Below are 24,374 nucleotides of genomic sequence, written 5' to 3' on the forward strand. Positions count from 1 at the left end.
TATTGGACCGGCTGCCTTATCTTTATCCTAACCGTTAATAGTGACAAGGTTTGTCATTATTATGTGGCGAATTTAGCGATGATCTTAATTCATACTGATTTCAATATGTGTTCGTGAAGAAAAAAGAGCACCGTCAATAGGTGCCCTCATCAAGCATATGCGATTAAACCAGGTATTCCGCCATAATCTGCTCGATATCAAACGGCGTGGTTCCATGATCCACCGAAAAAACCGTTTCGGCCTGATCTTTCTGTTCGACGCACTCGCCCCGTGCCTTTGCATGGAGCATAAACAGATCGTACAGGTCCGGTTTCCGAAGCGCCGTCATGGCTTTCCCCATCAGAACCATTCCCTTCTGGTTCCCTTCGACATTGTTATAGTAATGCGGATGCCGCGTCAGGGACAGATCGGTCCAAATGACCGTGCGCTCCATCAGATCAAGGATAACGGGAATCGCAATCTGCGTGTCGGCGGTGACATCGATTTTGTTGACCACCGTGGCAGGCTCGAAGATTTCCCCGGAGCCGGGTTTTTTACGCATCATCCAGCCCGTGAAGCACTCCGGCAGCTCGCAATACGGCTGACTCGTATAAGAATGAAGGGTTGCCACGATGTAGCGCCCGCCGTACTGGACGATGGAAGGGATATGGAGATCAATGAATTCGCATGCGCCCTGCGGGGCGGATACGATGTCTCCGCTGTGCACGGCACGGTACTTGGACGACCGCAGATTCGTATACGAAATATGCTCCACATACTGCCAGTTCCCGTCATACATCACTGCGGACAGGTCGATATCCACGCGGCCGGTCGGTTGGCCGTCGACCATTCCCTCTTTCCACCAGCTGAAGAACCGTATGGTATCCCCATCCCCCATCGGGATGCGGCTTCCGCGTACGAGCGTACGCAAAGCTTTACTGGCCGATCGCTGTGAGAACGGGACGTGGTAGTGCTGCAAGCGTTGGTCGATATAGGTCTTCCCAAGCGGCGGCAGCTCGGAGAACCGCTGGATTAATACCTGGTCACATAGGTTCACGATGTCCTCGCAAGCCCCAGGATCCACCTTCGGAAGATTATTCGGAACCGCAAACGCCTTAGCCACATTGCCTTTCGGGAAGAAGATGCGAAGGTCGCTCGGCTCATGGCGGCGGGCAAAATGAGACTTCACCTGCAATAACACCGGCGTCGACACTTGATCCGCGACTTCTCCAAATGCAAGCACGACATACTCTGTATGCTCGGTCGAGCGCAGCAGCTGATCCAGCCGTCTCGCGAATTCGCCGGGACGCTTCATCAAGAGATCGATGAGGGACCAGACTTGATCATAGCGGAAGGCGAGCTCTACGCTGCCGTTGAAGGTCGTAAAGGGCTTGTTATTGCGCAAGATATCGAAGGCTTCTTCCGCACGCGGAAAACGCGACTTGTATTCGGAAGGGTGTAGAATCTCGCCAAGGCGAATCCAGCGGTCTTTAAATCTCAGCATATCCTCCGTTATCGGGTGGCATCGCTCCAGCAATCCGAGCAGCAGCCGTCTTTCCGGGCGCTTGAATTTACGGAAGCGCACAGGCGCGGTAAGGCTGACATCGCCCCCCGACCAAGCCGCTGCCAGACGCAATACATCCGTTGCCGTCTTGAAGTAGCGCTCGATCAGGTTGATGTTTGCCTTGTCATGCTTCAGCAAGGAGCTTGCGACGAAGGCGGCGTTTTCCTTGAACGGAATTTCGGAAGGAAGCAGCTCTTCCAGCTCCTCCGGCTCGGCATTCGCGATCGCGGTATCGATGTCCTGCCGGTCCGTGTCCGAAATGGACGTCTTGGCTTGAATTAGTTGCTGGATCATCATATGGAACTCGGCTTGGCTTCCAAGCTCGATGACGGTCAGCTGGGTTTTATCCAGCAAAGTAGGTCTTACCACACCAGGATGATCGGGAGCCTCCAGCGTAAGATAATGGTAGACCGCATTCAGATACAGCGCTGCATCGTCTTCCTCCATCACTTGCTGCGGGAATCCGGGATACATCGGCTGATACTCCACATGTGCACCGACCATAACGCTAAGGTCAGCGACTAGCTGGGCATAGAATTCGGAAAACTGCTCCATGGATAATGTACGAATGACGTGCATCAATGGGTGGGAGAACGTAAATCCAAGAAACTCGATATTTTTCAGGGCAGTGGCCAAAACCGCTTCCGAAAGCCGGCTCTCCCCTTGCCCTCGCTCCACCATAAGTTTATTCGCTCTTCGTAAATAGATGGTATTATTTATCATCAGGATTCCAGGAAAGCCTTGCCCTAAATACGTGAAAGGTAGTTTAGAAGGAAGGTACAAGATAGCCTGGATGCCTCCTCTCTTAATCAACATCCCTCAGGGAAGCTGCGACCCTAATTCGCTCAATTTGAAATAGAAGGAAGGATCGCAATAGCCTGAAGGTGTGTTCGGTTCCAGGCCATGTGGCCGTGAACCTTGGATGCACTTATCATCACACACGTCGCTTCCTGCGAACAGGGCGGAAGTATTACGACTTATGGAAACGTGCGGAAAATCGGGCCATTCCGATGAATTTCCTTGTGCCGTCCTGCAACTTTGCATTATTCTTGATGAGATTAAGTCGACTTAATATGTTGAATTGCAGGAGGAGCAGACATGAGCGAGAAGCTGACCGTGCTTGAATGGCACAAGCAACAAGCGGTAACGAATTTTAATGCCGCATGGGATTTGATTGAAAAAGCGGACAGGTCCTGGGAAGACGATCTTCAGATGATCCACATGGCCCATGCTTCCCGCTATCACTGGGGCGAGATCGGCACCCCCCTTCAATTCTCAAGAGGCGAATGGCAAATCTCGCGGGTATATGCCGTGCTCGGCATGTTCGAGAGCGCTTTATTCCACGGGAAAAACTCGCTTAAACTGTGCTTGGAGAATCATATCGGTGATTTCGATTTGGCGTTTGCTTATGAAGCCATTGCGAGGGCTTACATGATTGATCAGAATATAAATTCCATGATGGAATACCTCCAACTCGCCAAGGAAGCAGCCATTCATATTGGCGATCCCAAGGAGAGAGATTATCTTCTATCCGAATTGCAAACCATCTCGCTGGATTAGTACGGCCCTTCCCCTATTTCATTACCGTCTATGTTGATCACTTGAAAAAGCGCCGACTGCAAAAAAGCGGGATAACATAAAAATCTCACAATCCTTAATTGGATTGTGAGACATCTACGCCATTTGCATTAATTTTTTGGTTAATGAAAAACTAGGTGGTCTGCTCATCTCCAACCGGATATGCATAGAAGATAAAACGATCCGGCGCATTGCCTAAATAGCGGAACGGATAACAGGTGGAAATGACCAGCACCTCGGATCCCATCGATCGAATAACCGATGTATCGTCCTTGTCTACAATATCCGTGCTTCGGATCTCGTATTCAAATGTCCCATACGGCAGCTTTACGATGAATCGATCCCCAACCGCCAGCTTGTCGAAGTTCCGGAACACCGTGTCCCGATGGCCTGACAGCAGAATCTGTTCATCGTCTAGTGGAAATGCGGTAGAGCTATAATGCCCGACTCCTCTTTCAAGCATATCCTCATCCGTGCCCTCGATAATCGGAAGCTCGGCTTCCAGCTTTGGAACTTCCAGCATCCCGATCACATCGTTCGGACTTGGATCAAACTGGGATCTCTCGGCCATAGGATCACGCTGCGAGGCTGGATCAACACCCTTATCATCCAAATGATCTATGGTTTGCGGCTGAGAAATCAGCGTATTCGCTTCCGCCATGGCTTCCTTCAGGCTTGCTTGATGTTCGAAATATTGTATTGCAGCGAATGTTACAAACCCGACGCCTGCAAGCATCAACAACGCACCTACGATTCTTCGCATGGCTTCCCCTTTCATTCTGTTCAAATTCATCAGTCGGTGACTGCCGGAGCAACAATGGAATCTAATGTTTTTCCAATTGAATATCTATATTTTTACAACCATATCTTACTTCTTCTCCTACTTAAAATCCAGCCGATTGACCGCACTTCTTCTCTTAATAAGCCAAAAGTAATAAATTTCCTTTGAGTGATCCAACCCTCTAATCTATTTATCTTGTGTACTTAAGCGAAGGTTTCTTTTCGCATTCCAACAGCCCCTAACCCCCTGTAATACACGTATGACAATACATGTCGTTTCATAGGGGATTTCTCATGTTATTTTTCAGCCCGCTATACCGATTCATATTTGTATATTAATGAAAAACAACCATTGACGACGTTCATGTCATCAATGGTTGTTTGGGTCGCTTCTACTTATCGATCAGGTTCGTCACTTTCAGCATTCTTGCAATCAGTGCGGTGACTTCGGCGCGCGTCATTTGCGCTTTCGGACTAAGAAGTTCCGAACCGTTCCCGCGAATGATGCCTGCGGAGATCAATTGTGCTACATCGGCTTTAGCCCATTTCGCTACGTTATCTCCATCTTTATATTGAGCCAGAACAGAAGTATCCTGTTCTACTGCATTCTGAGAGAGAATCAGGCGATGAGCCCGGGCTACCATGGCGAACCCTTCCTCTCTCGTAATTTGCCGGCCGCCGACGAAGTTGCCATCGTCATAACCGCGGACAATATCGAATTCATCGGCGATCGCAATCGCATTACGATACCAGATTGTTGCCGGAACATCCGGGAAGCTCATCTGTGGAGCCTCAGGACGCATCAAGCCTAAACCGAGAACCACCATCTCTGCAAACTCGGAGCGCGTAACGCTGCGGTCCGGCGAGAATGTGTTATTCCCGTTGCCCTTCAAATCCAGTCTTGCCGCGATATTGTTCACATCCGCTTTGCCCCAGTGTGTTCTCACATCATCGAAATCCTGCGGATTCCAGATGACCGAATAGGTTCCGCTGCTGCGGAGATCGTTAATCTGAGCAAAATAACGGTTATTGATCTTCGTTACGACAGTTGGCAGATGGTACACACTGCCGTCAGGGTTGACTACAACCCCTGTTGTGATCCGGTTAGGGTCGATGCCCTCCGGAAGAGCGATATATTTCGCCGCATATCCGCTCAGCTGACCGGATCTCACGTTCTTTCCTTCGTGAGCAAACATCAGGTCGAGATCGATTGGATCGACCAGCAGCTCATAGCCTGCCGATGTCGCCTTGCTCTTGGCAGATGCGGTCACGGCTTCCGAAGCACGCTTAATGTCGATACGGACTGCAATATCACCAAGCGCGGCATTTCCAAGCTGCCCAGCTACGGAAGACAGATTCATTTTACCGGCTGGAACCGGATAGATGGCGAGCGGGTTGCTGATTTCCAAGCTTGCGCCCTTATCGCCGAGCCGCTTCAGATTATCCGCAGTCAAGCCGCCAACTGTCAGGTCACCTTCATTCGGCGAGTGAATAGCCAGCTTCGGATCTGTGCTCTTGGATATTGCATCAACCAGCTTGCCCTGATCTACCTTCACTGAGGTTACGGTACGGCCATCCGTAACTGTCGTGGTACCGGTGGCAAATGGATTGTCATTGCCGTCCACTCGGACATCCAGATTGCTCTTTGGAGTTTCCGGCTGAGGTGTTGGAGTTGTTCCCGGCGTGCTTCCGCCTCCTCCGTTTCCGCCTCCATTGTTGTTATCTCCTCCGCCACTGAACGCTCGATATACGGTTAGTTTATAAATCGTCTCTCTACCGTTTACGGTTACCTTGACTTCAATGGTGTTGCTGCCTTCTTTTAAAAGCAAATGATCGCTTGCCTTACCGTCAGCTGCATCCATCCAGGTACCGCCATTGAGTGAAATCTCAATCTTGGCATTCGGATCCAGGCCAGCCAGCTCGTCCAGCGTTGGTGTTAGATAGACGCTGTACGTTGCAGCGAAAACGGATGCGGTGTATTCACGAGTATTTTCAGCAAACTCAGGTGACAGACCAATCGGTGTACCATCATTGCTATTGTTCAATTCCAAACCAATGAGATGGGAATTTCCGGATACATCCACCACGATCGTCTTGGATTCGTTGGACACTTTGCCGTCTTTTATTGCCGTTACATCGACCGTATATTTACCATCCGCCAGGTCAGCTGATGGGATGAAACTCCAGTTGCCACTACTGTCCACTTCGACTTCTCGAGTCTCAATGACATTTCCGTTCTCATCCTTCAGATCTACGGTTACTTTGGCATCCGGGTCTGCGCTGCCCTTGACTTCCGGCTTAGCCACGGATACCAGCTCACCGGTTGGTTCAGTGATCGCAAGCTGTGGCTTGGTCGTGTCCACCGTCACATTTTTGACAGCGGTATTGGACTCGCCGTTCTTCGTGGCTGTCACTTCAACCACGTAGTCCCCATCCGGCAGATCTTGGTCAGGCTCAAAGCTCCAAGTCCCGTCAGCATTCACATTGACTTTTGGAGTGCCAATCACTTTCCCGTCTTTATCTTTAATCACGGCCGTGACATCCGCACCAGGAGCAGACTCACCTTTAAACTCAGGCTTGGCTACGTATGCGTGGCTGCCAGCCGGCTGCGTGATTTTAATCCGGGTCTTCAGTTGATCTTCCGCTGCCTTTAGGGCCTCAAGCGCTTTATTTACTTGCTCTTGCGTTTTGTTTCTGTTTTCAAGCACTGCTTTGGCTTGTTCCAGTGCCTGCTGATACGCTGGCCACTCGTCTTCCATGTAGTCTTCTTCTTTCAATTGGCTGAGTTGCTCAACCGCCTTCTTCAGTTCGGTAATGTTAACAAAAGCTACGGATTTCTCGGCGATAACCTCGTAATTGGTGTCAGTTGACATACCACCGAATTCAATGACGTATCCTGTAACGTTGTTATCATTCGGATAATCATTCCACTTCCCTGCTTGTTGACCAGATGAAAAAATATGAGCTACATATTCCTTATTGCTGTAATCATTAGGCTCCTGAGCGTCCCAGTTGGTATACGCTCCGTCTACTGGCTTCCCAGAGGTTTGATAATAGCCTTCATAGAATTTCAAGCCATTACCGCTATCCTTTTCACCTTCTGGGCCGGTTACCCAACGCCAGTCACCAGTTTTCCTAGGTCCACCATCTTTACGTTCGATATCCTGTGCGCCAATCCAGCCCAAGCCTAGAGTCTTTTCTTTTACGAACTCATTCTCCTTGGCGTCTGTAATCGTGACCAGGTACCCTTGCCGTCCAAAATAAGTCATACCCTCAGCTTCTTGCTTCGCTTTATCCCAAGTAATTGAGCTGCCCTTATTTACATATTTGTAAAAGTGACCGTTACCTTCATAAGGAAGGGCATCGCCTAAGGTAAATTTAATAGTTCTCACTGATTTATCGCTGGACGTCGTCGAGAACTTAACACTGGATAATGTTTGCGTATAAGCTTCTGCTGAAGCCTTTCCCGTAAACATTAGAACGCCGTTATCGGGGGTATTTCTTTTTGCTGTAATTCCCGCAGCCAAGGTATATGATAATGTATCTCCGGTCTGGAAATTTTCAATCATTACCGTTGCAGCATCCAAGTTAGCCGTATCGGGAGAGTTAAGAATCAGAACCTCCGGATCAATAACTACCCCGGTCGGAGTTCCCCCGTCAACAACATCATAGCTGGTCGTACCCCCGGATGTGGTAATTAAGGCTTGTTCTGTATCAGCCGCGTAGACTGAAGCTTTAGCAGCTCCTACCGGAAAACCACCAATAGTAAGAACGCAAGCCAGGAACAATGCTGCATGCTTTTTCTTACGAGGCTTGTTGCTAGATTTAAACACGTTTTTCTTTCCTCCTATCTTTTTCATCATATTTGTAAGCCTCGTGTCTTCCCTTTCCAACAGCCGCTTCGCTTAAGTAATTATGCAGAATAGTTAAAATACCCCTCACATAATCTCTATCCTTTTAAATCTAGGCTACATACTCTGTTAGATTCCTAAATACGAAATTTGTTGGACCGAGGATCTTATTCAAAGTCACTGTCGAATTATAGGAATACACGCCACTACATTATATAGAGGCAGTCTGAATAAAATCTGAACAGCCTTAAAGAATTTATCTATGAGAATTGATATATCGGTGCACGTGAACAAAAGAAAACAACCATCGAAGACGTTCATGTCATCAATGGTTGTTTGCGTTGCTTCATTATTTATCAATCAGGTCATTCACTTTCAGCATTCTTACCAACAGTGCGGTTGCCTCGGCACGCGTCATTGCTTAACTTCCAGCCATAATAGGTTACTTTGAGGATGTACGCAATTCCAGCCTATTCTCCCACATATCGATGAAAGATCGGCCAGACGTACCGCATCCTGGCCCCCCTTTCCGCTTCGCATAAAAGGTTACATCTGCAGATGCCCAATTTTTTAAACTTGATGTCCCTTTATTTTGAAGGCGAATGCTCTGCATACCATTTTCTTAGCAGATTAATATGCGCCTGATGATAGCGGTTATGGTCAGCCATATGCCATAATCCCCAGCGAATCGTTGCTTGCTTTTCATTCTCATGACCAAAGGTGACCACCCGATCTAAATCAGCATCCTGCAATTGGGTACAGATGTCTTTCAGCATGCTTAACACCTCTTCATACTCCGATATCAGCATGTTGAGCGACTTGCCTTGGATCATCGGCAGCCGGTTGTTCACATCGATCATGGGACCGTATTGTTTTTGTAACGAATGAGGGAGCGGCTCCCCTTTCATCCGGTACACCCAATTCAAATCAACATACAGGATATGTCTCATTAATTGAGCAGTGCTGTTAAAGCTGCCATCGGGTCCCTTGTAATCGACTTCTTCCTGCGACATGCCCTTCGTAATCAACTGAAGTCGCTGGCTGTTTTCTTTCACCGCGGAATATAACATCCCAACGATCGGGGACATATTTGCCTCGCCTTGCAAATCTTTAAGCATCAGGCTCTTCCTCCTGCAATAATGGCTTCCCGGCCAATTATTTCTTTATTTCTGTAAGGGTTGCATCCCACATTAATACATTTATATTCGGATTTTGGTCTTCATTCATTATCGAGATGGCAAGCTCCTGTGCTCCTTGAATGTCCATTTCGGAATAAGCAGGATCCTCTCGTTCATTTCCATCTGCGATATATATATTTTTTCTATCTTAGTAGGGGAACAGGGAGGTGTCAATTCCAGACTAATTAGATGTGAGCGCGGCCTGATTCCGTTTGGTTGATCCCTTACGGACAACAGAAGGCCATCGACGAATCGACGGCCTCACGATCTTACGCTTGTATGCTCGATGCTTTGCTTGCCTGTCTTGAGTGCAGAACCTTCATCGCGTATCTTGCGATAGGCTGTGCGATCAACACTTCAATCCAGAACGCAATGCCGAAGTTTCGTGGCCAGGTATGGAGGAAGTTTTTAAACGGATCCAAACTGATGTGTTTGGTACCTACCATGGGGCCAATAATGGAGAGAAGAAGTGATAATACCGTTACGTTGAGCACAATATTTAATAATACTCTTGCATTGACCCCATCAGTCTGCCCCAAGAATTTAGGCATCATCTTGCCAACAATCGGGCCAGCGATCAGCTTCACGCATAACACGACGATGACCCACATGATAGGAATCACTTTTAGACTATCCAGATAAACCTCTTTGCTGAACCCGCGCTCCAATCCAATAATGATCGGCGCGATCGTGTTGACCGAAATAATCGATACGATCAATAAAAATAATATTCCCTCTTTGCCGTTCCTAGGCAGTCTTGTCTCCACGTCCTTCTGGTTTGCCATCTCCTATCATCAACCCTTCATCTAATGTGTCACCGTGTTATTTTAGCGATTTAGGGAGGCTCTTCATAAGTGAACATTCTGTGAATAATTATCCGAATAGAATAGAGAATGAACGTCCGAAACAAAAAAATCACCAACCGATAACGGATTGGTGATTTTTATTGTAATAATGAAGTCTGGATCGCATACATACAGTCTCTCTGCCCTCGCCTTGCTGAATTTCGGTCAGCCAGCGCTTACGCCAGCATGCCGTTTACCTTGCCCAATACCGATTCATAGGATGTATCCAAAGCAATTGCCATTTCCTGAAACAAAATATTTTGAGCCGAAGCTAACATCACTTGATCTTGTTGGTTCAGCTTTTTGTTGTTGCTTTCGGCCTTCTGCTTGTGACGCATTAAGGTGTTGATAATGTTAGCGATCTCCTCCCGGTCGCCTGATCTAATTAATTTGGAGTAGGTCTGGAAACGCTCCGTATTTTTTTCAATCCATCCCGTGCCCGGCGATTTAAAGGATTGCATGACCTTCTCGGCTTCCTCCCGATCGATCAGTTCGACCATGAGCAGACTGTCGTTGTCTACTGGCGTGCTAATCTTTAATTTCACGTTGCTTACCGGATGCAGCTCATAATAGCGTCTGGTTGTGCCCAAGACTTCTTTCTCGCTGATCCCATCAATTTGGCATATGCCATGAACTGAATAGATAACCAAATGACCCGTTTCAAACATGCTGTTGTCCTCCTCACGTTGTCAACTTGGTTGACTATGTACCTCTATTATACACTATCGTCAACTTAGTTGACGAAGAATCGTGAACTTTTGTATATTGGTGGAGGAATTGCTGAAAGGAATGATGACCAATGCATGTAGAAGTGAAGACCGTGGATCTGATCGACCTGATAAGCGAACGTCATGTCCTTCTCCGCACCTTAAACGACCGCTTGTGGCATAAAAGCCATGACCTTCATATATCGAACTCCGAATGGTTTATTATGGCGAGAATCTATAAGAAACAAACGACGATATCCCATGTCGCCAAACAAGTGGATATCTCCCGTCAGGCTACCCATAAATTCATTAAAAATCTGGAAGCCAAAGGACTGGTCGAGGTCAGCAGAGCGCAGCATAACAATAAAGACAAGTGCATCCGTCTCACGCAGTTCGGCGAGGAGTGCTTTGAGCACAACGAAGCGATCAAGGCAAAGCTTGAGGCCAAAATCATCGCCTCGATCGGAGAAGAGCAAGCGGATCAGCTTAAGCGGCTTTTAACGATGGATTGGGGTTTGGGGACGAGTGTTTAACCTTACCTAGCCCTTGGCTGAAGATCATCCGGTTAACCATAATAAATGGATAAGAATCGAGGGTAAGATGAATGAAGCTTCAGCTCCTATTTCATGAATATTTAAATATAAAATTCAACAGAGGCTTGCCGTCGGTACAGACCGTTGGCTTTGAATATGGCGTTCTGGAAGACGAAAGAGCAGCGTTATTCTTTGTCGATCGCAACGGTCAGGCTTTTGTTGAATGGGCGTATGATTTACAGCCGGGAGATCCCCAATATGCTGCGAGCCCGGATTGGAAGCCTGTGCTCGCGGACACGTTTAAGCAGCTGGACGTCTACGATGAACAGATACTCTATTATCTGTTGTTTACCATCAACTCGACGACATCCATTGTTCGAAGCAATCCGTACAACGCCATGAATGATTTGATGAAGAATTATTGTTACTTCCAGTTGTCTCAATTAAACGGTGTCTCCCGGTTGAGCGATGAACAGAAGCTTCAATTAAGGGACTTTTTCCTCTTTTTCTACCTGTATGCCCACCCGGTGAACGAGGAGACGCTTTACGCTTTTTCATTCCACGGTCAGGATTTGGTTCATACGAAAACCGGCATCCACATCGAGCCATATTTCTCGGCGTACCATGATTACTACATCGAGCATTTCGATAAGCATCGCGATCAATTAATGATAGCTCCCCATGAAATCGCCGCCTGCAAAAACCTAACGATTGAGCTGCTTAGGTCCATCGAGGGAAAGTCGACCAAGCTGGTCTTGCCCCCGGAAGAAGGCTTCGAGGCTGCACTCCGACTGATCAATGATGTGGACGAGATGCTCCATATGTACTCGGAAAATAAATCAACGGTATTCGACATCATGAGAGATGCTCTCGCAGGCACTCGCTCTATCCCATATCGTGATCATTGCTTCAGCATATTGCTGCAGAATTACGTGTGCTATGTTCTTTATTTTGAGTTTGATGAAATTCATCATCTGGTGGACTACTTTAGAGGCACTCCGGCATGGTGCAAGACGATTCTAAATAAAATCTTCGCGGATACCATCTTTCTTCAGAAGATCATGCGGCAGAACCGGATCGATATTGCCGATTATGGGAGTGTGATTGAATTCTTCGATGAGGAGGCTCGGAGGATTTACTTGTGAGTGGCAAGCATCCCTGTTACCTACTCAGGAGCCGATGCTTCACACACTTGCTGTACCTGTCCCCCGCTCTTATAATACCCATTGATTAAACCCCCTTAGCGCATTACGCTTCCATGTACAGGCAGAGAACTTCCTGCCAGCAGCTCGTTGTGCTAATGGAGACCTTGATGAAATAAACTTGGCCGGCAGCTTAAAAAAGAGCGTTCCCCTCTTTAGGGAAACGCTCTTTTGCTCATTCATATTATTTCAAGCCCAATACCTCAAAGTCATAAATCCGCGCGGCCGTATCCCCGCCTTGGGTCGCTTTCTCGACTTGAAGACGAACGTACTGTGCGGAGGTAAGCTCGATGGCATGGCTGCTGACCGCTTCCGTATTGTCTTTGACCGAAACCGCATCCTTCCATTCCTTGCCGTCCGAGCTTACCTGTATGGTGAATGCCCGCGTGTTGAATGCGGCCGGCTCGCCTCCCGCCTCCGCATGCTTGATCACGAATTCGCTGATCTTGTGCTCAGCTCCGAGATCCACCGTCAGAGAATGTGGCCCGTCTCCGACCGCACACCATTTGGTGGCGGCATTACCGTCCACCGCAAATGCAGGTGCTTCCTTCTCATTCACGAAGCTGGATGCTGACGTTTTCTTGCCAAGGGCAAGATTGCCAACGCCATTCTCCGCTTCTCGTGTAACCGTGATGAGCTTCTTCCGAACCACGTCCTCGCCAATGCTATTTTTAGCGGTTAACGTCACTTCGAACGTTCCTTCTTCCGGATAGGTCACCTTAGGATTCTGCTCCGTGCTGGACGCCGGCTGTCCGCCCGGGAAGCTCCAGCTCCAGGACTCTGTTACTTCCGATGAAAGATCCGTGAATTGTACCGTTTCTCCCGGTGCGATCAGCGTCTTGTCCGCCTTGAAGGCTGCCGTCGGCTTCGGGTATTCCGGCCAGTCAAAGCTTACGGACGCTGCTTTTCCTTGTTCATAATGGCGGTTCACCGGAATCACGACCATTTTGGTAGACTGCTCTTTTTGCAGACGCTTCATTTCAGGCACATAATAAACGGTGTTGCCCGTCATGCCCATCAACTCGTACTTGCCGTCCGGATGAACCCGGTACACCTGATAATACATTACGTCCTCCGCCTGTTTCGGTGCCTTCCAGGACAACCGTGCATCCCCATAGATTCCGTCGCGGAAGTCGTTCTCGATCACCTGCAGATCGGTCACCTGGTGCGGCTTCTTCGCCTTGTCATTCACCTGTGTAACGGCCAGTTTGCCGATATTGGCCTGATAATTGGCCATATCCGCCGCGGATTCGAATTGAAGCGAAATTCCCGCAATCGTACGTCCTTTGAACTTGTTAAGTCTGACGCTCCCCTGCTTCCAATCCTGATTCGCGCCTGCCTGGGTCCAGTTGGACGGCTCGAAGAACACATAGTCATCCGGCGCATCGGAGAAGGCCAACCCGATCTTCACCTTGGCATCCTTCGCATTATCAGTATAAACAAGCGATACTTCCGTCGTTGCCTCGACCGGGATATCCGCCTTATACAGCTTGATATGGGTAGAAGAACCTTTGCTGACGGGACCTGCTACCTGAAGCGAGCTGCCTCCGTAGTAGGATTTGCTGAAATCAAATCCAGGCTTGATGGCTTCGCCCTTGCCGTTGGTTTCCGTGATCCAGCGCCAGGTCGGCAAAATATCCTGCAGACTCCGGTTGCTCCAATCGCTGCTCCGCATCACTTTGCCGTCCACCGCAAACATATGGCCGTTCCCCGTATTAAAATGGGTGACGAACTCGGAATCAGTAAGCACCGTTTTGGCAACGACATCATGGGCAATCCCTCTCCAGGCGAGCGGGTCGCTTCCTTCAGGCTGGGAGGTATTCGCCGGGTTCATGCGGGGCCCAGCCCAGAAAATCTGCTCCTTGTTCATATATTCCTCATGCGTCTCAGAGCTGTTGAACGCCCAATCCGGACGGTAAATGCCGAGGGAAGTGGTCGCTTTCTTGCCTTCCGGGAACACGACCGGCCAATTGAACCTGCTTTCGTAGCCGTTTGCCTCCACATCGATTCCGGCGTACAGATCATACGGACTGCGGCCAAGCTCGGCCGCCTTCGCCGGGGAATTCAAGAACGGCGTGATATAATCGTATTTGCCGTTCTTCTCGTCCTTGAACTGCCAGCGGAAATCGATAAACATATTGTCGGAAACGCGCTGATTTCCCGCCTGGAAGAACATCTTGTTCTGATCCGTCAAAGCTCCCTGCCACTTCACCGGTCCGTCCTTGATCATGGAATCGTACCAGATCACTTCCATGCCCGGTGCCTTCTTCTGCTGAAGATACGTTAAAAATTCAGCCATCTTAGCGGCATCCTCAGGCGTTCCGCCCTGCGTTTCCTGATTGATGAACCAACCGTCAAATCCGTAATACGCAGCAACCTCAATCAGTTTGTCTGCAACCGGGAAGGATCCGTCCTCCCGCTGCTGTAACAGATCGTGCAGCCACTGGATTTTGCCTCCATGCTCGGTTTGCGGTAAGAAAACGGTTCCAAACACAGGCACGCCATTCTTGTGGGCTGCATCGATCACGTCGGCGCTTGGCGGAACGATCAAGCCTTCACCTGCCGAGCCGCCCCACATCACCAGCTTGTCAATATACTGCCAATTACTGAACGTATACGTATGGAACTTCTCCGAGCCTTGGGAAGGAGCTCCGCTTGTGCTTGGATACATGGAAGCAATCGATAGTACCTTCACTTCCTCTTTGGCATGGCTGTTGACCTTATGGCCCTGAACCCGCTTGGTCTCCAGCTTCACCGTTCCCCGGTTAAAAAGCGCATCCTTATCGGTTGACGGCGACCATTCCAGCAGCGTGTTCGGATACCAATAGGACGAATGAGGCTGCGCCGCTTCGGCTTCTCCGGCAAAACCCGTCAGGGCTGCTGCCAGCACGGCTGTGCTCATCCATACGGTCATTCTTCGCTTCCACTGAGCTTTAGTAAAATAACCCGGTTTGATTTTTTTCACTCGAAAAAACCTCCTATACGGATAATGATCATGCAGTTTTTCTAGTATTTTACAGGAGCGTGATGATAAATAGAGAGAAACGGCTATCATCATCAGCCGTTTCTACTCTTCAACCACTTTTTATGCCTTACTTGTTCTGTGCTGCCTTCCACTCATCGAACTGCTTTTGAGCCTCAGCGATAACTTTGTCGATTCCAGCATCCTGGAACTTTTGTTTTGCTTTTGGCAAGTATTCGTCAGGATCGATGGAGCCGGTATACAGTGCAGGAATGAATTCCTTCGCTACGTTCGTCACGGCCGCAACTTCTGTTTTGACCGGAGCCGTATCGAAGTTAAAGCCGAATGTAGGTGCTACTACAGCGGAGCTGTTAAATTTCTCGAATGCTTCCCACTTGTCTTCAGGCTCGCCTTCATGAAGGTACGTCAGGAACATATTGCCGAGCGCAAATCCAGGCATTGCATAGTTTTCCTGCATTGCAGGCATATCCTCGATGTATGGCCCTTCAAGCTTCTTGTAATGCGTTCCTTCCAAACCGTATTGAATCATATTACGCAATTTCTCATCCGTGTTCAGCAGGTTCAAGAACATCATGGCCCGCTCCGGATTTTTGGAATACGAAGAAATCGCCATCATCGAACCCGCTGCGGAGCTGGTGTAAATCACCGGATCGTGCATCGGTCTTGTCACAATGTCATATCCTGCGTTTCTGGACCAGCCGAGCTCTGCATATGGCTGCGTAATCTCGCGGTCCACGAGCCATTTGCCGGTCTTGATATTATCAATGCCGTCCAGCGTCGCTACATCCTCGCGCACATAACCCGCTTTATAGTATTTGCGCATCGTGGCCAAAGCCGATTTCAGTTCAGGTGTATCCAGCAGATTCACAAATTTAAAGTCTTTGGTATCAAGGTACATGCCGATCGGAATTTCATCGCCAAGCGGGAAGTCAACCGGCAAGTACGGCTTAAAGCTTTTCGGTACGGCGAGCGGTGTAATATCCGCCGGCTCGTTCTCTTTAATCGTTTTCAAAAGCGGCTCCAGATCCTCAAGCGTTGTCACGTTGGAAATGTCCAGGTTGTACTTATCCAGATACTTCTTGTTGAAACGCCATACAAACTGCTGTGCCAGCTCCTTATTGGCCGGGATGCCATAGTTCACGCCATTCACCTTCGTTCCTTCGAGGAAACGAGGATCCAGCGCTTCCTTGATGCCCTGTCCATACTGATCAAGCAAGTCATTCAGCGGCTTGAAGGCACCCTTGGCCGCGTTTGGAAGATAATCAAATGCCCATGAGCTGGTGAAGGCGATGTCGTAATTCTCGCCGGAGCTGGTAATGACCTGCATCCGCTGGCTGTAATCGCCCCAGTCGATCATGTTGATCTCGATCGTAGCGTTGATTTTCTCCGTCAGGTATTTATTGATCTCCTCTTGAACCTTAGGAAGATCCTTCTGGTTAGGCCCGATCATGTACATTTTGAGCTTGACCGGGTCCAGCTTGGATGCATCCACCGTGCCGTCGCTCTGAATGGCCGCCTCTTCCTTCGCGGGCTCGCCAGACTTAGCGCCTTCCTTGCCGCCGCAAGCCGATAATACGACCGTGAGCAAAAGCACAAGAGCAAGGGACAGTATAGAAGCCTTTTTCTTAAACATGTGTTTTCCCCCTGTATCACTTAATGGTTAATGCTATATTGACACCGCTTACACACCTCAGACGTGAAAGCCGGATTACTCCGGCCGTGTGCGATGCGGGTACAACCTTATGAAATTAGCCTTTGACTGAACCTACCGTCAGGCCCTGGACAAAATACCGCTGGAAGAACGGATACGCCATAACAATCGGCAGGGTCGCCAATACGACCATCGCCATTCTTACCGTCTCCGTCGGCAGGCTTGCTGCTGCGTCGAAGGAACCGATATTCTGCGCATTCTGCGTCAGAAAGTCCATGTTCTTCTCGATCTTCATCAGCATGAACTGCAGCGGCGGCGTCGCTTGTGGATCGTTATAATACAGCAAGGCGTTAAACCAGTCGTTCCAGTACCCCAGAGAGCTGAACAAACCAATGGTTGCAATCCCCGGGAGCGAAACCGGCAGTACGATTCGGATAAAGGTCAGGAACTCGCCGGCTCCATCGATTTTGGCGGACTCGATAATTTCATCCGGAATCGTCGTCTGGAAGAAAGTCCTCATGACGATGATCGAGAACGCGCTCAAGGATAATGGAAAGATCAACGCCCAGATGGTGTTCTGCAGATGCAGGAACTGGGTCATCACGATATAACCAGGCACCATACCACCTGAGAACAGCATGGTGAAAAATGCAAGGAAGCTGAAGAAGCCTCTGAATTCAAAATTTCGACGGGACAATGCATAGGCATAAGTCGTAACCAATGCCAGACTCACCAGCGTCCCCAGCACCGTGATCAGAAGCGTTAAGCCGAATGAGGACAAAAGCTCGCTGCCCGTTTCGAAAATATATTCATACGCTGCCGTACTGAACTGACTTGGCAGCAACCTGAAGCCTTCCGAAACCAGTGTCTGTTCGTCCGTCAGGGAAATAATAATAACAAATAGAAACGGAAAGATACAGGAAAACGAGAAGAGGCCGATCACGATATTGAAAATCGTATTCCACAATGGGGAGATGGCGTTGTAGTCTCTCTTCTTTGAACGCTTTGCCGGTTGATTCGCGGTTTGCGTAGATAGCTGCGTCATGAACGGTACACCTCCCTCGGATTAGAAGATCGCATGATCTTTTTCAATGCGTCGAACGATATAGTTGGCAACCAGAATCAGAATCAGTCCGACAAACGATTGGTACAAGCCCGCTGCCGTACTCATGCCAATGTCTCCCATGTTCATCAGCCCGCGGTAGACGAAGGTATCGATGACGTTCGTAACCGGGTACAGCGCGCCCGAATCCTTCGGAAGCTGGTAGAACAATCCGAAATCGGAACGGAAGATGCCGCCGATCGCCAGTATGGTCAGGATGATCATGAGCGGCTTCAGCAGCGGAATCGTGATGTACCGCACCTGCTTCCACTTGCTGGCTCCGTCAATGACGGCCGCTTCATAATACGATTTGTCGATCCCTGTGATAGCCGCAAGGTAAATAACGCTGTTGTAACCCACGCCTTTCCAGATACCGACAAAAACGAGAATGAAGGGCCAATACTTCGCTTCCGAATACCAGCTGATCGGCTCTCCCCCGAAATAAGTGATGATTTGATTGAGCGTCCCTTTGTCTACGCTAAGAAAAGTGAACGCAAAATAACTAATGATAACCCACGACAAAAAATGCGGCAGAAACATGCCGGTCTGATATACCTTGGCCGTACGCTTGTTGACAAGCTCGCTTAGCATGATCGCAAAGCCCACTGCAATGACCAGGCCCAGGATAATAAAAGCCAGGTTGTACAGAATCGTATTTCTCGTAATGATATAAGCATCATTGGTTGTAAACAGATATTCGAAGTTTTTGAACCCTACCCATTCGCTGTTGAGCACGCTGGCAAAAAAACCGTCCGGGCTAATACGGAAATCCTTAAACGCGAGAACGGTACCGAACATAGGCAAGTAAGCAAAGATAAGAAACCATATGGTTCCGGGCAGGATCATCAGCAGCATAAACCGGTTGCGTATGACCTTTTTGATGAACCCCGACATGAGCACTCCTCCTCTTCCCTGTTAAATACAAGTGATGCGACTGCAGTAGAAGATCCCCATGATCTTTGTCGATGCGTTATTCTATCACTTGCCCTTAACTACTATCATTGTGCCAAGTAAGCGCTATCGCGCTCAAGTTGAAAAATACTAGAACGGGATGGACAAATTAAAGAATCCCCTATAAGTGCGTGTTCAAAAAGTCGGGTTTTAACAAAAAACAGGCCGAAGGGTTATCCGCCCTGGGCCTGTCGCAAATGGTTTCCCGGTCGATTTAGTTCCGGTACATGGATCTCATCTCGGTTGGAGATACGCCGGTATATTTTTTGAACTGCCTATAAAAGTAGGAGCTGTCCGTATAACCCACGCTGAATGCAATATCCGCCGTCTTTTGATCCGTATGCAAGAGGAGCTGCGTGGCTTTCTCGATGCGGTATTGGTTCAAATAATCCGAGAAGCTGGCGCCGACCTCCTGCTGAAACAGCTGACCTAAATAATTCGGATGCATCTGCAGCCGCTGGCTCAGCGTCTTCAGGGAAAGCTCCTCCGGATAGTGATGCTGCACCTGCTCCACAAGAAACGAGACATGCGGGCTATAGCCCTGCTCCGCTTCTTCCAGGCGCGCAAGACTGCGCTCGACGATGCGCCATACATGATTTCGGAGCCCCTGGAGCGTATTAATCCGGTGCATTGGCGTAAATACCTCGCTGTAATCGGGGTTTTTCTCCATATCCTTCGCCGCGACCATCAGCTGGACTGCCGCATTCAAGCAGGTCTCCCGAGGAACCATCGGTTCCCTGCTGTCACCGCTCAGAACGGACTCGATATAAGCCTGCAGGGAGGGAATGTCTCCCTCGATCAGCAGCTTCGCGAACGTATCGGGACGAGCGAACGGCGAAGAAGCCTGAACGGCCTCCGGTTCCGCAGACGAACTATATAGGATCATGTCATCTCCGGCAATCAGGCAGGCGTTGAAGAGGTCCTTCGCCTTCCTGTAGCTCTCCTGAATATCTTTGAAATCATTGAAGCCTGCATTGCCCTCCGAGCACCAAATGCGCAAGCCAGTCAGCTCCCGCAGCCGGGCCATGGCATTTCTCATACCCTCCCGCTCCGCGTCCCTCCGTTCATTCCTCGCGGCCGACATCATAACGATGTCGTCATCCGCATCAGGGAAACAGATCACCTCATGATCTCCCCCCAGCACTTCCGAAAAAGCCCGGCTGCATTCATCGGCTAGGCTGGTTAAGCGATAGAGCTGGGATACCGGGCGTTCGTCGGATATGAGCCGCAGAACATAAACCTGGTAAGACGCATAATTGAGCGGAATTCCGAGAAGCTCAGCTCTCTGTTTTAATTCCGAGCTCTTGATTTCGCCGTTAACCCACCGCTGCAAAATATTGCTGCGCAGGATCCTCCAATCCTCCTCGGAACGGAACCGGCTCAATTCCTCGCGCTCCCAATCGCCGCGGATATGCTTAATCGTCGCTTCCAGCTCCTCGATGCTGATCGGCTTCAGAATATAATTCTGGATGCCGAGCGTGATCCCCACCTTCACATATTCAAATTCTTCGTAACCGCTCAGCACAATGAATTTGGTGCGCGGATGCATTTCTTTTACCTTCTTGATCAGTTCCAGCCCGTTCATTCTGGGCATCATAATGTCCGTGATCAGCAGATCCACAGGATCTTCCCTTAACCGCTCAAGCGCTTGCACCCCATCGTTGGCCGAACCTGACACATGCAGATCGTAATTCTGCCAATCTACGATGGTGGCCAATCCCTGGGCAATCAAAGGCTCGTCATCAACAAAAAATACCTTCCTCATGTCGTCTCCCCCTTGCGCAGCATCGGTATTTCCATGCGGACCTCGGTTCCCTGTCCTTCCGTGCTGTTGATGGTCACTCCGTAATCACTTCCGTAGTTCAGCACGATTCGTTCATGCACGTTCATCAGCCCGATCGAACGGTATCCCTTGTCTGGAGGCTGGAGAACCTTGTCCAGCGTGCTGCGAATTTGGGTCAGCTTTTCCGCCGGTATGCCCGTTCCGTTGTCCGATACGATGATCACGACCCGGTCCCCTGCCCGGCGGGCATGGACTGAAATTTTATTGTCGTCGTCAAGCGGACGAAATCCGTGAACGATATAGTTCTCCACGATTGGCTGGACCAGCAGCTTGATGATGCTGGCATTTTGGATCTCCGGATCGACCTCGATTTCCGTCTCCAGCCGCCCTTCATAGCGAATGCGGAACAAGTCGAGGTAAACGGAACACATGTCCATTTCCTCTTCAACGGTGACCACGGTGCTTTTTTTCACCATGTTCTTGAACATCACCGACAAGCTGTATATCATCTGACCCACTTCCTTCGCGCCCACAAAGTACGCCTTCATGCGAATGGATTCGAGCGTATTGTATAGAAAATGGGGGTTAATCTGGGATTGCAGGGCAACGAGTTCCGCGTTTTTTTGCTTGATTTCCGAGGTATACATTTTATCGATATATTGCTCCAAACGGTCGCCCATATCGTTAAACCGGCGGGAAATCTGCTGCAGCTCATCTTCGCCGGACATCTGAATGCGCGTCGACAGATCGCCTTCGCCGATCCGGTTCATCGAACGGATAATCCGCTGCACTTTCTTGGAGAACCTGCGAATGATCGTAAAGGTAATTGCAAAACTGGCCGCCATAAACAGAAGGGTGACCAGAATCAGTCCCGTTCTTAAACTCTCCGTGCTCTCTTTGATCAGGGATTGCGACACAATCCCCACCACCGACAAGCCCGCATTGCTGACATTCAATATGTTCACTTTGGAGGGTTCATCCAGCTCTACCCAGTCCCCGGCTTTTTCCTGCTCCAAGCGGTAGGGATAGGTTTGCCCGTAATACTCATCCTCCGAATCGTAAATGACCGTTCCCTGTGCGTTCAACACCATAATCCGGCCTTTTACCGAAGCTCGGCTCTCCAGCCAGGATGAAATTTGCCGGGCGTCGAACTCCACATTCATCATCCCCACCCGATTCAGGGTCCAGGGATCCTTCAGCTCTCTCGAATAGGAATACGATCCGGGACTGGAGCCTCCGGATGAAGGCGAGGATTCATTCTGAGGCATGGTATCCCAGCTGTGCTGCTCCCGGCGGGCAAACCAGGTCTCCCACTTGTTCTTGGAACCGGCATCATTATTCAACTGCTGGTTGGTCCGGCTGATATGCATGTAAAAATTGTTCGGATAGCTGTAGATCGAGACGCATCTGGCGCTTGATTCCTGCTCCAGATAATTTCTTATCAAGGTATTGAAAGACCGTAATCGCTGCTCTCCGGCTCTGGTGTACAAATCCAGCCGGTATTTCAGGTAACTCTCATATTCGTGGTTCAGAAAATAGATCAGCTCATCGCTCAGCGTGGCATCTCCGTAAATCTGCTGAAATATATTCTGTATGCCCTCATACTGCCGGCTCAAATAAATGTTCAGCACATGCGCGGATTTGAGATTCGCATCGGTCTGCTCACGGAGTATGCGCTGTGTCTGGTATTGATAAACCAGCGTTGCCGCAATCGCAAACAGCACGATCATGACGGTCGAATACAGCACAACGATTTTGTTGAACATCTTTCGCTTCAAATGATTTAAATAGAATTGGCGCAGTCTGAAAATATGAAACACACCCTGTTCTATAATGGTCACTTCGGCACTCAGTGTACACCCTTTCCGAAAACCCGGCAATTGAAAATTACATACTATGCTCTCGCCTAGCCTAAACCCCGATCATGCAGCCGGACGTGCGTGAACATTCTCCTAGCGCGGCAGGGCGGATTGTGCAGGAAATAGGGAAGGCCAATACATCAAAAGATGTTTCATCAAGTACAATAAAAGGTGCGACTAAAGCAAATGATTGAATTGCCTACAGAGGGGATTCAGCTTTACTTTTCAACTTTAAGGGGGGAGATAATGCTTCAAATTAGTTTATTCATTGAAAGCGATTCGGAACAAGAGGCATCTGCAATAATTAACGAGGTATTACCGGAATTAGCAGAGTTAGTTTCAACATACCAGGTTTCATCTTGTGAACAATACTGGAAGATTGAAACATGGTATAAGGCGGTGATCGATGTCACTACAGTTAATCCTATAACTCTGATAGTGCAAATTATATGCTCAAGAGATTATGTAACGTTTGGATATGGGACAACAATAAATCATCAGCTCACACAAATGATAGGAACGACGATGTTATCTATGTACATCCCAAAATCAGATTTATTAATTGTTGGTTTGAGGATTTAGAGTAACAACATAGTAACCGACTAAACACAGGACATTTATTTGTACAGAGCAAAAGGGAATTTTACGATAAGTAAAAGGGGTGTTACTTTAACACATGATTATTAACAGTGTTGGCGTTGACTCCTATCAACTTGGGTGCGGACTTGAAGAAATAAAAGAAAAAATAAAAGACCTTGATTTTACTGAGGAAGAGTTAGACAATCACTTTACCATATCAACAGACTCTATTAAGTTTTGGATTGATAAAGATCAAAGTAACGTAACCCAAATATCGGTGTTTGGTGAGTATACGGGAAAATTCCTTAAAAAAATTGGTATAGGAAGTACACTCTCTGACCTAAATGATTTAGGTATTAAGTGGGTTAAAGAAGACTATGTGTACAAACTACCTGAATATCCTGGAGTATGTTTTGAATTAGAGGATATTGATGATTGGAACGAAATAGAGGCACCCATACAGTTCATTTCAATCTATTGCGAATAGTTACTTCTTACCTTGAGGAAGAGATTCCTCAAGGTTTTTCTTTTCCGTTGTCAGTGAGAATACTGATCAAAAGGGATGAAACCGAAGCGATTTTCCCTTCCCCTTTTAATATAAGCTAAAATGATCTACCTCCCCCCTCCTCCCACTTCTCCCTCAAACCTTTCAAGTCCTCGATAAAAAACCTTAGCAAATTGGGTCTTCTTCTTACTGCCAGCGGGTGATAGGTGAAGCCGATCGGGATCCCCTGGAACTCATGCCAGCTCCCCCGCAGCTCCTTGACGGTGGCATGCTCCTTCTCCGGGAATAATCCTTCAACCACGACATTGCCAAAACCAAATAGGACAAGCGGCTGCTTCTGAAGGAGCTGCGCCTGCAGATGCGGCAGGCATGCTGCACGGGTGGCAGGCTTATCGTAAGCGCGGATTGGCCGGCGTTTCAGCAAATAAGTGACGTATACCGAGTGGATATCGATCCCCGCTTCCCTCATGCCGAGTTGGAGGGTTTCCCGGGTCCCGCACAAGAACGGATTGCCTTCCCGGTCCTCCCGGGCTCCCGGGTTATCCAGGATCAACATCAACGAGCTCTGCGGATTCCCTTCACCCCAGATGATGCGATTCCGCTGTTTGCACAATTCGCAGCGTTCACAATGCTGCATATCCTCGGGGGCTTGCTCTTCTGGCAAGATGACACAGGAATGATCCATTTCCTTAGACATGCAACTCCTTCCTTTCCGTTAACAAGCACTGGTTCCATTATGCCCAC

18 protein-coding genes are annotated in these 24,374 nt (G+C 48.8%); 5 read left to right on the plus strand and 13 right to left on the minus strand.

Annotated features, from left to right (window positions below; genetic code table 11):
- Positions 1–163: 163 nt before the first annotated feature.
- Positions 164–2,224 (minus strand): TerD family protein, encoded by a 2,061-nt coding sequence (locus tag J2Z18_RS02055; protein WP_376773042.1) that lies wholly within the window; start codon positions 2,222–2,224, stop codon positions 164–166.
- Between the two features lie 417 nt (positions 2,225–2,641).
- Between J2Z18_RS02055 and J2Z18_RS02060 the strand changes: the two genes are divergently transcribed.
- A complete protein-coding gene (locus tag J2Z18_RS02060; protein ID WP_210094095.1) occupies positions 2,642–3,103 on the plus strand; it encodes a hypothetical protein in 462 nt (153 codons plus the stop codon).
- A gap of 151 nt (positions 3,104–3,254) precedes the next feature.
- Here J2Z18_RS02060 and srtD read toward each other — a convergent pair whose 3' ends face one another.
- From srtD to J2Z18_RS02085, 5 genes are all read right to left on the minus strand, one after another.
- A complete protein-coding gene (gene srtD / locus J2Z18_RS02065; RefSeq protein ID WP_210094096.1) occupies positions 3,255–3,884 on the minus strand; it encodes a class D sortase, LPxTATN-specific in 630 nt (209 codons plus the stop codon).
- A 409-nt stretch (positions 3,885–4,293) separates the two neighbouring features.
- Entirely contained in the window at positions 4,294–7,764 is a 3,471-nt protein-coding gene (locus J2Z18_RS02070) for an S-layer homology domain-containing protein (protein ID WP_210094097.1), read from the minus strand.
- A gap of 575 nt (positions 7,765–8,339) precedes the next feature.
- Positions 8,340–8,870 carry a DinB family protein gene (locus J2Z18_RS02075; RefSeq protein WP_210094098.1) on the minus strand — a complete coding sequence of 177 codons (531 nt, stop codon included), beginning with the start codon at positions 8,868–8,870 and terminating at the stop codon, positions 8,340–8,342.
- A gap of 329 nt (positions 8,871–9,199) precedes the next feature.
- Positions 9,200–9,715, minus strand: a complete 516-nt coding sequence (locus J2Z18_RS02080; RefSeq protein ID WP_210094099.1) for a hypothetical protein — start codon at positions 9,713–9,715, stop codon at positions 9,200–9,202.
- A gap of 236 nt (positions 9,716–9,951) precedes the next feature.
- Complete coding sequence (locus J2Z18_RS02085; protein WP_007129072.1) at positions 9,952–10,443, minus strand: CarD family transcriptional regulator; 492 nt, start codon at positions 10,441–10,443, stop codon at positions 9,952–9,954.
- Positions 10,444–10,574: 131 nt separating this feature from the next.
- On the opposite strand from J2Z18_RS02085, the gene J2Z18_RS02090 reads away from it, so the two are divergent.
- Positions 10,575–11,015, plus strand: coding sequence for a MarR family winged helix-turn-helix transcriptional regulator (locus tag J2Z18_RS02090; protein WP_210094100.1), 441 nt, complete (start codon positions 10,575–10,577; stop codon positions 11,013–11,015).
- Between the two features lie 71 nt (positions 11,016–11,086).
- Complete coding sequence (locus J2Z18_RS02095; RefSeq protein ID WP_210094101.1) at positions 11,087–12,160, plus strand: hypothetical protein; 1,074 nt, start codon at positions 11,087–11,089, stop codon at positions 12,158–12,160.
- A gap of 241 nt (positions 12,161–12,401) precedes the next feature.
- Here J2Z18_RS02095 and J2Z18_RS02100 read toward each other — a convergent pair whose 3' ends face one another.
- The 6 genes from J2Z18_RS02100 to J2Z18_RS02125 form a co-directional block, all read right to left on the minus strand.
- On the minus strand, positions 12,402–15,182 hold the full coding sequence (locus J2Z18_RS02100; protein WP_210094102.1) for an endo-beta-N-acetylglucosaminidase: 2,781 nt from the start codon (positions 15,180–15,182) through the stop codon (positions 12,402–12,404).
- Between the two features lie 127 nt (positions 15,183–15,309).
- The gene (locus J2Z18_RS02105; RefSeq protein WP_007129076.1) at positions 15,310–16,833 is read right to left on the minus strand and encodes an ABC transporter substrate-binding protein; all 1,524 of its coding nucleotides are present in this window, start codon (positions 16,831–16,833) and stop codon (positions 15,310–15,312) included.
- Positions 16,834–16,948: 115 nt separating this feature from the next.
- Positions 16,949–17,896 carry a carbohydrate ABC transporter permease gene (locus J2Z18_RS02110; protein WP_099478038.1) on the minus strand — a complete coding sequence of 316 codons (948 nt, stop codon included), beginning with the start codon at positions 17,894–17,896 and terminating at the stop codon, positions 16,949–16,951.
- A gap of 21 nt (positions 17,897–17,917) precedes the next feature.
- Positions 17,918–18,847, minus strand: a complete 930-nt coding sequence (locus tag J2Z18_RS02115) for an ABC transporter permease (protein ID WP_028405829.1) — start codon at positions 18,845–18,847, stop codon at positions 17,918–17,920.
- 271 nt (positions 18,848–19,118) lie between these two features.
- Positions 19,119–20,669: a response regulator transcription factor gene (locus tag J2Z18_RS02120; protein WP_210094103.1), complete on the minus strand. Its 1,551-nt coding sequence runs from the start codon at positions 20,667–20,669 to the stop codon at positions 19,119–19,121.
- Positions 20,666–22,528: a histidine kinase gene (locus J2Z18_RS02125; protein WP_210094104.1), complete on the minus strand. Its 1,863-nt coding sequence runs from the start codon at positions 22,526–22,528 to the stop codon at positions 20,666–20,668. The genes J2Z18_RS02120 and J2Z18_RS02125 overlap by 4 nt, the downstream gene beginning before the upstream one ends.
- A 204-nt stretch (positions 22,529–22,732) precedes the next feature.
- On the opposite strand from J2Z18_RS02125, the gene J2Z18_RS02130 reads away from it, so the two are divergent.
- Both J2Z18_RS02130 and J2Z18_RS02135 read left to right on the plus strand, forming a co-directional pair.
- The gene (locus tag J2Z18_RS02130; protein ID WP_210094105.1) at positions 22,733–23,128 is read left to right on the plus strand and encodes a hypothetical protein; all 396 of its coding nucleotides are present in this window, start codon (positions 22,733–22,735) and stop codon (positions 23,126–23,128) included.
- A 94-nt stretch (positions 23,129–23,222) separates the two neighbouring features.
- The gene (locus J2Z18_RS02135) at positions 23,223–23,612 is read left to right on the plus strand and encodes a hypothetical protein (protein WP_210094106.1); all 390 of its coding nucleotides are present in this window, start codon (positions 23,223–23,225) and stop codon (positions 23,610–23,612) included.
- 115 nt (positions 23,613–23,727) lie between these two features.
- Here J2Z18_RS02135 and J2Z18_RS02140 read toward each other — a convergent pair whose 3' ends face one another.
- On the minus strand, positions 23,728–24,327 hold the full coding sequence (locus tag J2Z18_RS02140; protein WP_210094107.1) for a uracil-DNA glycosylase: 600 nt from the start codon (positions 24,325–24,327) through the stop codon (positions 23,728–23,730).
- Between the last annotated feature and the right edge of the window lie 47 nt (positions 24,328–24,374).

Source organism: Paenibacillus lactis (assembly GCF_017873605.1).
GTDB lineage: Bacteria > Bacillota > Bacilli > Paenibacillales > Paenibacillaceae > Paenibacillus_AQ > Paenibacillus_AQ lactis.

Bases quoted from the DNA above. Each gene is read 5' to 3' on its own strand.
- J2Z18_RS02055 (WP_376773042.1), bottom strand. From the start codon at position 2,224: ATGGTGGAGCGAGGGCAAGGGGAGAGCCGGCTTTCGGAAGCGGTTTTG.
- J2Z18_RS02060 (WP_210094095.1), top strand. From the start codon at position 2,642: ATGAGCGAGAAGCTGACCGTGCTTGAATGGCACAAGCAACAAGCGGTA.
- srtD (WP_210094096.1), bottom strand. From the start codon at position 3,884: ATGCGAAGAATCGTAGGTGCGTTGTTGATGCTTGCAGGCGTCGGGTTT.
- J2Z18_RS02070 (WP_210094097.1), bottom strand. From the start codon at position 7,764: ATGATGAAAAAGATAGGAGGAAAGAAAAACGTGTTTAAATCTAGCAAC.
- J2Z18_RS02075 (WP_210094098.1), bottom strand. From the start codon at position 8,870: ATGCTTAAAGATTTGCAAGGCGAGGCAAATATGTCCCCGATCGTTGGG.
- J2Z18_RS02080 (WP_210094099.1), bottom strand. From the start codon at position 9,715: ATGGCAAACCAGAAGGACGTGGAGACAAGACTGCCTAGGAACGGCAAA.
- J2Z18_RS02085 (WP_007129072.1), bottom strand. From the start codon at position 10,443: ATGTTTGAAACGGGTCATTTGGTTATCTATTCAGTTCATGGCATATGC.
- J2Z18_RS02090 (WP_210094100.1), top strand. From the start codon at position 10,575: ATGCATGTAGAAGTGAAGACCGTGGATCTGATCGACCTGATAAGCGAA.
- J2Z18_RS02095 (WP_210094101.1), top strand. From the start codon at position 11,087: ATGAAGCTTCAGCTCCTATTTCATGAATATTTAAATATAAAATTCAAC.
- J2Z18_RS02105 (WP_007129076.1), bottom strand. From the start codon at position 16,833: ATGTTTAAGAAAAAGGCTTCTATACTGTCCCTTGCTCTTGTGCTTTTG.
- J2Z18_RS02110 (WP_099478038.1), bottom strand. From the start codon at position 17,896: ATGACGCAGCTATCTACGCAAACCGCGAATCAACCGGCAAAGCGTTCA.
- J2Z18_RS02115 (WP_028405829.1), bottom strand. From the start codon at position 18,847: ATGTCGGGGTTCATCAAAAAGGTCATACGCAACCGGTTTATGCTGCTG.
- J2Z18_RS02120 (WP_210094103.1), bottom strand. From the start codon at position 20,669: ATGAGGAAGGTATTTTTTGTTGATGACGAGCCTTTGATTGCCCAGGGA.
- J2Z18_RS02130 (WP_210094105.1), top strand. From the start codon at position 22,733: ATGATTGAATTGCCTACAGAGGGGATTCAGCTTTACTTTTCAACTTTA.
- J2Z18_RS02135 (WP_210094106.1), top strand. From the start codon at position 23,223: ATGATTATTAACAGTGTTGGCGTTGACTCCTATCAACTTGGGTGCGGA.
- J2Z18_RS02140 (WP_210094107.1), bottom strand. From the start codon at position 24,327: ATGTCTAAGGAAATGGATCATTCCTGTGTCATCTTGCCAGAAGAGCAA.